Here is a 9,248-nt window from a genome sequence, read left to right as displayed (position 1 = left end):
AAGACACCCGATGCCCTTCCTAACTGTGGTGAGAGAGATGGTCGCCGGACCCGACGGTGGCCACGTGACGGATGGTCACCGTCGGATCCGGACTGCCGGGCCGCAGGCTCAGGCCTTGCAGCTGGGGGACTTCGGCGGGTTCAGCTCGGTGTTGTACTTGTAGTCCGAGCCGAGATTGTTCTCCACAGCCTTCTTCCAGTTGCCGTTGTCGAGGGTCTTCTTGATGGCGGCGGCGACCTTGTCGCAGTCGGCCGAGCCCTTCTTCAGACCGATGCCGTAGTTCTCCTCGCTGAAGGTGCCGCCGGCCAGCTTCACCTTGTCCTTGTACTGCGGCTGGTTGGCGTAGCCGGCCAGGATCGCGTCGTCTGTGGTCATCGCGTCGATCGAGCCGGACGCGAGCGCCTCGGCGCATGCCGAGTAGGTGTCGTACTTCTGCGGCACCAGCTTCGGCGCCTTCTCCTTCAGGTTGTCGACCGAGGTGGAGCCGGTGACCGAGCACACCTTCTTGCCGGCCAGGTCGTTGACCCCGCTGATCTTGGAGTCCTTGCCGACCAGCAGCGATTGTCCGGCGACGAAGTACGGGCCGGCGAAGCCGACCTCCTTCAGGCGCTTGTCGGTGATCGAGTAGGTCGCGACGATCATCTTGACCGTGCCCGCCTGCAGCATCTTCTCGCGCTGCGGCGACGGCGACTGCACGAAATCGATCTTGCTGTAACCCATCTCGGCAGCGACGCAACGGGCGATGTCGACGTCGAAACCGGTGTACTTGTCGCCGTCCTTGAGGCCGAGGCCCGGCTGGTCGTACTTGATGCCGATCTTGACCGACGGGCCGGAGTCGGGCAGCTTGCAGACGGCGTCCTTGGCTGCGCTCGAGCCGCCGGAGCTGCCCCCGCAAGCGGTGAGGCCCAGGCCGAGCGCGGCTGCTGCCGTCGCGGCGTAGATCGCGCGGAACTTCATGAGATTTCTCCTCCGGTTGGGTATGACGAATCGCAAGCGTTGGCGCGGCGATCGAGGTGACGGTTGCGGCGATCGAAGATCGCCGCGGACGGGGTGGTCATGGTGTTCGGTCGGGATGGTTGTTCGGTCGAGGGTGCTCAGTGAGTGAGGATCTTGGACAGGAAGTCCTTGGCCCGTGCGGACGTCGGGTTGGCGAAGAACTCCTCCGGAGTCTGCTGTTCCAGGATCTGCCCGTCGGCCATGAAGACGACCCGATCGGCGGCGCGGCGGGCGAAGCCCATCTCGTGGGTCACGACGATCATCGTCATACCGTCCTTGGCCAAGCCGGACATGACGTCGAGCACCTCGTTGATCATCTCCGGATCCAGCGCCGAGGTGGGCTCGTCGAAGAGCATCACCTTCGGCCGCATCGCCAGGGACCGTGCGATGGCGACGCGCTGCTGCTGCCCACCGGACAACTGGGCGGGATACTTCTCCGCCTGCGCCTCGACGCCGACCCGCTCCAGCAACTCCATCGCGCGTGTCTCCGCGTCGGCCTTGCTCATCTTGCGCACCTTGATGGGACCCAGCGTGACGTTCTGCAGGATCGTCTTGTGCGCGAAGAGGTTGAACGACTGGAAGACCATGCCTACGTCGGCGCGCAGCTTGGCCAGCTCGGTGCCCTCCTCGGGCAGCGGCTCGCCGTCGATGGTGATGGTGCCCGACTCGAAGGTCTCCAAGCGGTTGATGGTGCGGCACAGTGTCGACTTCCCCGACCCCGAGGGTCCGAGCACCACGACGACCTCGCCCTTGGCGACCTCGAGATCGATGTCTCGCAGCACGTGCAGATCGCCGAAATGCTTGTTGACCCCCGTCATCCGCACGAGTGGTTGGCCCGAGGCGACGTTGGTCTCACCCGCCGGGGGCGCCTGATCCGTCATGAGTACGAACCCTACAAGGCGGTGTCAGCGAATTTTGAGCATTTTGGGGTAGGTCGCGATTTCGTTGCCATGCCGTTGCGAAGCGACCCGCCGGGTGTCGTCGGCGTGGGGTGACCTCACCGTGCGGATCGCTCGGCGGTGATGTCAGAATGTGCCCTGCAGCACGGGGCGATAGCTCAGCCGGTTAGAGCAGCGGACTCATAATCCGTCGGTCCTGGGTTCAAGCCCCAGTCGCCCCACCGAAGAACGTGCAGGTCAGCGTCCTGCGTCGGCTCTCCGCTGGCTGGCGGACGGGCGGTCGGTGCAGCCCATCCGTGGGGCACGAGTTGGTGACCGCTGGTCGCCGCTGACCGCGGCACGTCGTTAGGCTGGGAGTATGTCGAGTCCGATGAGCGGCGGCTTCGGTCGCCAGGGTGCCTCCTTCCGCGGTGGCCTGACCCTCGAATACCCCATGTCCCTTGGCGTCTTCACGGAGTATGCCGATGCTCAACGTGCGGTCGACTATCTGTCCGACAACCAGTTCCCGGTCGAGAACTGCATGATCGTCGGCACCGAGCTCAAACAGATCGAGCGGGTCGTCGGCCGGCTCACCTGGGGCCGGGTGCTCGCAGGTGGTGCGCTGTCCGGTGCCTGGTTCGGTGCCTTCATCGGGCTGATCCTGTCGATGTTCGAGTCCGGGGTGAACGTCCTGGGCGTCGTCATCTCGACAGTGATCTTCGGTGCGATCTTCGGCGCCGTGTGGGCCGCCATCGGCTACAGCCTCACCGGCGGCAAGCGCGACTTCCAGTCGGTCACCCAGGTGGTGGCGACGAAGTACGAGGTGCTGGTCGAGCACAAGTTCGCGATGAAGGCGCACGAGCTGCTGGACAACATGCCCGGCGGCGCCGGGCAGTCCCTGACCTGACCGGTCAGAGGGTGAGTTCGTCGTCAGGGCGACCGAACTTGTCCTGCAGGAAGCGATAGCTGGCCAGGATGCCCTCGGCCCCTTGGGTGCGCGCCTCGGCCGCGATGTCGTCCAGGGCCCGGTGCATCATCGTGATCTGTTCGTCCAGCAGGGTCGCACCGGTCTTGCCCTCCTGCAGCGGGTGCGTGTCGGCGGTCTCCACCGGTAGCGCCAGGTAGCCACGCACCGCGGTGGGCGCGAAGTCCTCATGGATCTGCTCGACCTCGAAGATCAGCCGGTCGCCGGCTCCGCGGGACCGCAGCTCCTGGTGCAGCCCGTCGGCCCGGCGCAGCAGCTGGTGCAGATTGTGCCGGACCGGCTGCGGCAGCCGGGGATCGTTGAACAGCCGGTTGAGGTCCCGTTGCGTGCTGCGCCGCGACGACGCTTCCGTGGCCGCGTCGTGGCGCTCCCTGCGCCGCAGTTCACGATCGCGCCTGCGCCGGTTGCGGGCCGGCCCGCCGGTCAGCGCCCACAGCGCCACCAGGACGCCGAACGGGAAGACGACCCAGGGGAACTGGTCGTTGACCGCGCCGGCGACGGTCACCGCGGCCAGGCACGCGAAGGACGTGAGGGTCTCCCGCCATACCTTGTGGGACGGGCGGTAGAGGAACTCCACGCTGGACAGCAACAGGATCGCCATACCGACGTGGACCACCCAGTGGGCCGGTGTGAAGGCCAGCCCCGCCATGATCGCCGAGCACACCGTCGTGCGCAGCCGGGCGTCGTTGCCGCGCCGGAACGCTGCGGTCAGCAGCGCGAGGAAGGTGCCGACCGCACACAGGTGCAGGATCCAGTCCATGTTGCCCATGCCGCCCATGTCGTCTCGCGTGCCCCCTCAGGTCCGCAGTCGTGTCTCCAGGCTAACCGCCGAGCGCGGGATCGGCAGGTGTGCCGTGGACGGCGTCGGTCATCAGATCGGGCGCGGTGAGCAACCGTTCATAGGCCAGTTCTGCGGCGCCGACGAGCGGCGCCTGCCGGATCTGCCCCTGCAGCAACGTGATCGGAGCACGCCCGATGGTCACCATGCCGCGTTGCAGCCCGATCCGCACCGAGGGTTCGGCCAGCCGCAGGACGTCGGCCAGGTGGCCGCCCGCGACGATCGCCTCCGGGTTGAGCACGTGCGAGATGTTGGACAGTCCCCGACCCAGCCACTGCCCGATCGAGGCGACCACCTCGGCCGCCACCTCGTCGCCGTCCCCGGCCCGGTCGAAGAGCGGATCCAGTTCGGGGGAGGAGATGCCGGCCGCCCCGGCGGCGCGCAGGATGGCCGCCTCGCCGACATACTCCTCCAGGCAGCCGCGGTTGCCGCAGTGGCAGACCGGGCCGTTGGCCTGCACCGACATGTGACCGATCTCGCCGGCATACCCGCGGCTGCCGCGCAGCAGATCCCCGCCGATGATGACGCCGCCACCGACACCGACCCGGCCCAGCACGTAGACCAGGTCGGTGTAGCCGGCCGCGACGCCCCGCCGGTGCTCGGCCAGCGCGGCGAGGTCCGCGTCGTTGCTGATGACGACGTGATCGTCCAGGCGTTGGCGCAGCAGGTCGCCGACGGGTTCGTTGCTCCACTGCAGGTTCGGCGCGTAGACGGCGATGCCTCGCGGGTTGTCGATCATCGCCGGCAGGCTCACCCCGATGCCGACGCGTATGCCGCCGGCGGCGGCGCTCAGGTCCCGGGCGGCCGCGGCCACGCGATCGGCGACGTTGATCGCCGACCGGTCGCGACCGGCGAGGCGCCACTCCACCTGGCCGAGCACCGCACCGGACAGGCCGATCGCGGCGACGAGCACCCGGGCGACGTCGATGTCGACCGCGATGACGTGCACCGAGCGCGGCCGGGGGACCACCAGGTATGGCGGCCGCCCCGCGCCGTCCCGGCTGCGCGTCGGAGTCCGCTGGGTGACCATGCCGAGGTCGACGAGGTCACGGACCAGCGCACCGATCGTGCTGCGGTTGAGGCCGGTGCTCCGAGCCAGATCCGGTCGGGACACGGCTCCGTGCAGATGGACGTGGCGCAACACGACCGACAGGTTGTGCCGGCGGATCTGCTCGGGGCGCGCGGCGGACCGAGCGCCCGGGGGCATCAGCCGAGGCCGGCAGCGCCGGCCCGACGACGGGAGACCGCGTCGACCGTGGCGGCGAGCAGCAGCACCAACCCGGTGACGATCCACTGCCAGGCGGAGTTGTTCGCGCCGCGCAGCAGGTCCGCCATACCGTTGATGATCACCGCCACGACGGCACCACCGACCACGGCGTCGGTGATCCGGCCCTTGCCACCGAAGAGGCTGGTGCCACCCACGACGGCCGCACCGACGGCCAGCAGCAGCGTGTTGCCGCCACCCTGTGAGGCGTTGACCGCGGTCTGGGAGGCGAGCACGATGCCCGAGACGCCGGCCAGCACCGAGCAGATGACGAAGACCGAGATGCGCACCGAGTCGACCCGGATGCCGGCGCGTCGAGCCGCCTCGTCGCTGCCGCCGACGGCGTAGATGTGCCGTCCGTAGCGGGTGCGGCCGAGCACGAACGCGAGCACGACGACCAGCACCAGGATGACCGGGACGACCCACGGCACGCCGCCGAGGTATTCCCCGCCGACCTTCTCGGTGACCAGTTGGCCGTTCTTCTCCACGATCTTGGTGCCGCCCGCGGCGTTGGGGGAGCGGTTCAGGTTGAGCACGACGGTGAACACGACCGACAGCACCGCGATGCCGCCCACCTTGGCCGCGGTGACCAGCAGCGGCTCGGTCGGCAGGTGCTTGCGCCGACGGGCGTTGACCGCCAGCAGCTTCTGCACGGCATACCCGACGACGAACAGGATCGCCATCACCCAGCCCGCCCACTGCGGCATGTTGCCGTTCTCCAGGGCGACCAGGGTATTGCTCTGCAGTGACAGGTTGCCCTGCGTGTTGGCGCTGTTGACCACGATCTGCACGACGCCCTGCAAGCCGAGGAAGAGCGCGAGGGTCGACACGAAGGACGGCACCCGCAGGAAGGTGCGCATCCAGCCGATGAGCAATCCGATCACCGCACCGACGATCAGCGCGACCAGGACCGCCAAGGGCCACGGCCAGTTCTTCATCAGCAGCACGGCGACCACCGCACCGCTGACACCGGAGGTGGTGCCGGCCGACAGGTCGATCTCGGCCAGCAACAGCACGAAGACCAGGCCCATCGCCAGCAGGATGCCGGGTGCGGCCTGGGTGATCAGGCTGGCGAAGTTGCTCTTGGACAGGAAGCCGTCCTCGACCACCGAGAAGACCAGGAAGAGCACGACCAGCGCCGCAACGGCCGGCAGCGAACCCATGTCGCCGCCGCGGATGCGTTGCCAGTAGCTGCGCAGGTAGCCGCCGATCGAGCTGCCCGTGTGCACGGTCGTCGAGGCCGCTGCCGTGTCGTCGGAGGCGGTTTCGGTCTCCGCCGTTGCGGTTGTCGTCTGCTCGCTCATGCCACAGCTCCCGAGGTCGTGGTGGGCTGGATGCCGAGGTCGCCGCTGCGGCCGGTGGTGATCAACTCGACGACCTGGGTTTGGTTGACGTCGGCACGGTTGACGGTCGCGGCCAGCTGGCCGAGGTAGAGCACCGAGATCGTGTCGGCGACCTGCAGCACGTCGAGCATGTTGTGCGAGATGAGGATGACGGCGGTGCCCTGGTCGGCCAGCCGTCGGACCAGGTCCAGGACCTGTGCGGTCTGGGCGACGCCGAGTGCGGCGGTCGGCTCGTCGAGGATGACCACCTTGGACTTCCACAGGGCCGCCTTGGCGATCGCGACCGTCTGCCGCTGGCCACCGGACAGGCTGGAAACGCGCTGCCGGACCGACTTCAGCGTGCGCACCGACAGCGACGTGAGGGTGTCGGCGGCGGCGATCTCCATCGATTCCTCGTCCAGCACGATGCCGCGCATGCGCTCACGACCGAGGAACATGTTCTGGACGACGTCGAGGTTCTCGCACAGCGCGAGGTCCTGGTAGACGATCTCCACGCCCAGCGCGGAGGCGTCGCGCGGCGCCGTCACGTGCTCGGCCTTGCCGTCGAACTCGTAGGTGCCCGAATCGATCGTGTAGGTGCCACCGATGCACTTGACGAGGGTGGACTTGCCCGCGCCGTTGTCACCCACCAGCGCGGTCACCTTGCCGGCGTATGCCGCGAAGTCGACGTCGTGCAGCACGTGCACGGCGCCGAAGCTCTTGTTGACCCCGCGCAGCTGCAGGATCGGCTGATCAGACATGAATCTCCCTAAGCGAGGAGAGGGGTCGGCCGGACCGGCCGGTCCGCCCGACCCCTCGTCCCGTGGTGTTGAGCAGTGCGCTTACTTGACGCCGGCGGCCGTGCACTTGGCGGCGTAGGCGCCGGTGCAGGTCGTGGACTTCGGCGTGTAGCCGTCGTTGATCGGCTGTGCGACGTTGGCCTTGGTGATCGCGATCGGCTTGGCCAGGATGGCCGGGACCTGACGACCGGACTTGGTGTCCTTGATGGTCTGGGTGGTCTTCGGCGCCTGCCCGTTGGCCAGCTCGGCCGCGGCGTCGACGACCGGGTAGGCCTCTTCCTTGGACGGCTTGTAGATCGTGAAGCACTGGGTGCCGTCCATGATCCGCTGCAGACCTTCGACCGTCGCATCCTGACCGGAGACCGCGACCTTACCGGCCAGACCCTGCTTGGTCAGCTGGGTGACGACCGATCCCGCCATACCGTCGTTGGCGACCATGACCGCGTTGAGGTCGGGGGTCTTCTGCAGCATCGAGGTGAAGATGATGCCGGCCTTCTGGTTGTCCCAGTCGGGCACCGACTGGTCGCCGACCTTCGTCCAGCCCTTCTGCTTGGACAGCACGCTGTCGTAACCCTGCTTGAACAGCGTGGCGTTGTTGTCCGTCGGCGCACCGTTGAGGTCGACGTACTTGACCGCCGACTTGCCCTTGACCTGGGAGCACTGGGCCAGCGTCTGGCCCTGCAGTTCGCCGACCTTGACGTTGTCGAAGGACACGTAGAGGCTGGCCGACCCGCCGAGCGTCAGGCGGTCGTAGTCGATGGTGTAGATGCCCTTGGACTTGGCGGTCTTCTCGATCTGCGCTGCGGAGGCCGAGTCGAGGTTGACCAGGGCCAGCACCTTGACGCCGTCGTTCATCATCTTGGTGGCGATGGTCGTCATCTGCTGCGCCGAGTTGTTGGCGTTCTGGATGTCGCACTTGAGGTTGTCGGCCGCGCAGCGTGCCTTCAGTGCCTCCGGGTCGGAGGAGATCCACCGGTTCGAGGACTGGCGGTCCGGCAGGATGATGCCGACCTTGGCGCCCTTGCCGTCGACCTTGCTGCCTGATGCGGCCGCCGAGCTGCTGCCACCGCTGCCGCCACTGCTGGCCGCCGCCGCGGGGGAGGAGGCGCCGCCGGCGCCGCTGGACGAGCCGGACCCGCCGCTGCTGCTGCTCCCGCAGCCGGCCAGAGCGATGATGCCCGCCATTGCACACACCGTGCTGAGCGCACCTTTGCGCATGGGTTTCCACCTTTCGATCACCACGCACGAGCCGGTTCACCGGGCCCGAGCCGCTGGAGAGTTGAATATGTTGTGTGCGGCAACATATCCGATCGGTGGTGATGCGGACCACATTTTCCGGAAATCGCCGCGCCGCCCGGCGATCGTGACCGGTCCGTGATCCGGCGACTGCTCGCGGAGCGGCTACTGGTGCTGGTGAGACGGATGAGGCACAATGACTGCACAACCACAGATGGCACTGCACGGCACGTATGCCGGACCGCTCACGCGAGGTCGTTGGGGAAGACGTCCCTCGCAATTTGTCAGGAGGCCCGGATGTCTGCCGCGAACGCGCGTGCCGTGACCCGTGGGGTGGTGTTCGTTCATTCCACCCCTGCTGCGCTGTGCCCACACATCGGCTGGGCGTTGGAGAGTGTGCTCGGCGCCGCCGCCCCCATCGAGTGGATCAAGCAACCGGTCGAGCCGGGCACCGTCCGCACCGAACTCTCCTGGATGGGCGAGCCCGGCACGGGGGCCAAGCTGGCCAGCGCGCTGCGCGGCTGGGTGGACGTGCGCTACGAGGTCACCGAGGAGCCCAGCCCCGGCTGCGACGGCTCACGCTGGTCGCACACACCCTCCCTGGGCATCCACCACACCATGACCGCTGCGTCGGGGGACGCGGTCGTCGGTGAGGACCGGCTGCGCGCCTCGCTGGCCGCCAGCAAGGGTGACCCGGAACTGTTCCGGGAGGAGATGGCCGAACTGCTCGGCACCGCCTGGGACCAGGAGCTGGAGCCGTTCCGGTATGCCGGCGAGGGCGCCCCGGTGCGCTGGCTGCACCGCGTGTCCTGACGACGTAGCCGCCGCTGGCCGAGCGGAGTAGCGAAAGACCGAGGGGAGTACCGATGGCCGCGCCATCGGTACACCCCTCGGTCCGTGGGTGATCCTCACGGTCAGAGGGTCTTCAT

Annotated in this window: 9 protein-coding genes and 1 tRNA gene; 3 read left to right on the top strand and 7 right to left on the bottom strand. The window is 67.9% G+C overall.

From position 1 onward, the window contains the following. Positions 1–108: 108 nt before the first annotated feature. The gene (locus ACTHL4_RS08635) at positions 109–957 is read right to left on the bottom strand and encodes a glutamate ABC transporter substrate-binding protein (RefSeq protein WP_440282344.1); all 849 of its coding nucleotides are present in this window, start codon (positions 955–957) and stop codon (positions 109–111) included. Between the two features lie 137 nt (positions 958–1,094). Further along, positions 1,095–1,877, bottom strand: a complete 783-nt coding sequence (locus tag ACTHL4_RS08630; protein WP_440282343.1) for an amino acid ABC transporter ATP-binding protein — start codon at positions 1,875–1,877, stop codon at positions 1,095–1,097. 165 nt (positions 1,878–2,042) lie between these two features. On the opposite strand from ACTHL4_RS08630, the gene ACTHL4_RS08625 reads away from it, so the two are divergent. Further along, positions 2,043–2,116: transfer RNA gene (locus ACTHL4_RS08625), tRNA-Ile, on the top strand. A gap of 137 nt (positions 2,117–2,253) precedes the next feature. Further along, positions 2,254–2,781: a general stress protein gene (locus tag ACTHL4_RS08620; protein WP_440282342.1), complete on the top strand. Its 528-nt coding sequence runs from the start codon at positions 2,254–2,256 to the stop codon at positions 2,779–2,781. Between the two features lie 4 nt (positions 2,782–2,785). Here the strand turns inward: ACTHL4_RS08620 and ACTHL4_RS08615 are convergent, their stop codons facing one another. The 5 genes from ACTHL4_RS08615 to ACTHL4_RS08595 all read right to left on the bottom strand — a co-directional run bounded on the left by ACTHL4_RS08615 (position 2,786) and on the right by ACTHL4_RS08595 (position 8,301). Further along, on the bottom strand, positions 2,786–3,628 hold the full coding sequence (locus ACTHL4_RS08615) for a hypothetical protein (RefSeq protein WP_440282341.1): 843 nt from the start codon (positions 3,626–3,628) through the stop codon (positions 2,786–2,788). Between the two features lie 52 nt (positions 3,629–3,680). Further along, positions 3,681–4,904 carry an ROK family transcriptional regulator gene (locus tag ACTHL4_RS08610; RefSeq protein ID WP_440282340.1) on the bottom strand — a complete coding sequence of 408 codons (1,224 nt, stop codon included), beginning with the start codon at positions 4,902–4,904 and terminating at the stop codon, positions 3,681–3,683. Beyond that, positions 4,904–6,265, bottom strand: a complete 1,362-nt coding sequence (locus ACTHL4_RS08605; RefSeq protein ID WP_440282339.1) for a sugar ABC transporter permease — start codon at positions 6,263–6,265, stop codon at positions 4,904–4,906. Before ACTHL4_RS08605 ends, ACTHL4_RS08610 begins: the two co-directional genes overlap by 1 nt. Then, complete coding sequence (locus ACTHL4_RS08600) at positions 6,262–7,044, bottom strand: ATP-binding cassette domain-containing protein (protein WP_440282338.1); 783 nt, start codon at positions 7,042–7,044, stop codon at positions 6,262–6,264. Before ACTHL4_RS08600 ends, ACTHL4_RS08605 begins: the two co-directional genes overlap by 4 nt. An 81-nt stretch (positions 7,045–7,125) precedes the next feature. After that, complete coding sequence (locus ACTHL4_RS08595; RefSeq protein ID WP_440282337.1) at positions 7,126–8,301, bottom strand: sugar ABC transporter substrate-binding protein; 1,176 nt, start codon at positions 8,299–8,301, stop codon at positions 7,126–7,128. A gap of 315 nt (positions 8,302–8,616) precedes the next feature. On the opposite strand from ACTHL4_RS08595, the gene ACTHL4_RS08590 reads away from it, so the two are divergent. Continuing rightward, positions 8,617–9,132, top strand: coding sequence for a DUF3145 domain-containing protein (locus ACTHL4_RS08590; protein WP_440282336.1), 516 nt, complete (start codon positions 8,617–8,619; stop codon positions 9,130–9,132). Positions 9,133–9,248: the final 116 nt, after the last annotated feature.

The organism is Flexivirga sp. (assembly GCF_051955415.1).
In the GTDB taxonomy this organism is placed as follows: domain Bacteria; phylum Actinomycetota; class Actinomycetes; order Actinomycetales; family Dermatophilaceae; genus Flexivirga.
Note: the sequence above shows the minus strand (reverse complement) of the source record. Positions and strands in the feature narration are given on the sequence as shown.

Bases quoted from the DNA above. Each gene is read 5' to 3' on its own strand.
- ACTHL4_RS08590 (WP_440282336.1), top strand. From the start codon at position 8,617: ATGTCTGCCGCGAACGCGCGTGCCGTGACCCGTGGGGTGGTGTTCGTT.
- ACTHL4_RS08635 (WP_440282344.1), bottom strand. From the start codon at position 957: ATGAAGTTCCGCGCGATCTACGCCGCGACGGCAGCAGCCGCGCTCGGC.
- ACTHL4_RS08605 (WP_440282339.1), bottom strand. From the start codon at position 6,265: ATGAGCGAGCAGACGACAACCGCAACGGCGGAGACCGAAACCGCCTCC.
- ACTHL4_RS08600 (WP_440282338.1), bottom strand. From the start codon at position 7,044: ATGTCTGATCAGCCGATCCTGCAGCTGCGCGGGGTCAACAAGAGCTTC.
- ACTHL4_RS08595 (WP_440282337.1), bottom strand. From the start codon at position 8,301: ATGCGCAAAGGTGCGCTCAGCACGGTGTGTGCAATGGCGGGCATCATC.
- ACTHL4_RS08620 (WP_440282342.1), top strand. From the start codon at position 2,254: ATGTCGAGTCCGATGAGCGGCGGCTTCGGTCGCCAGGGTGCCTCCTTC.
- ACTHL4_RS08615 (WP_440282341.1), bottom strand. From the start codon at position 3,628: ATGGGCAACATGGACTGGATCCTGCACCTGTGTGCGGTCGGCACCTTC.
- ACTHL4_RS08610 (WP_440282340.1), bottom strand. From the start codon at position 4,904: ATGCCCCCGGGCGCTCGGTCCGCCGCGCGCCCCGAGCAGATCCGCCGG.
- ACTHL4_RS08630 (WP_440282343.1), bottom strand. From the start codon at position 1,877: ATGACGGATCAGGCGCCCCCGGCGGGTGAGACCAACGTCGCCTCGGGC.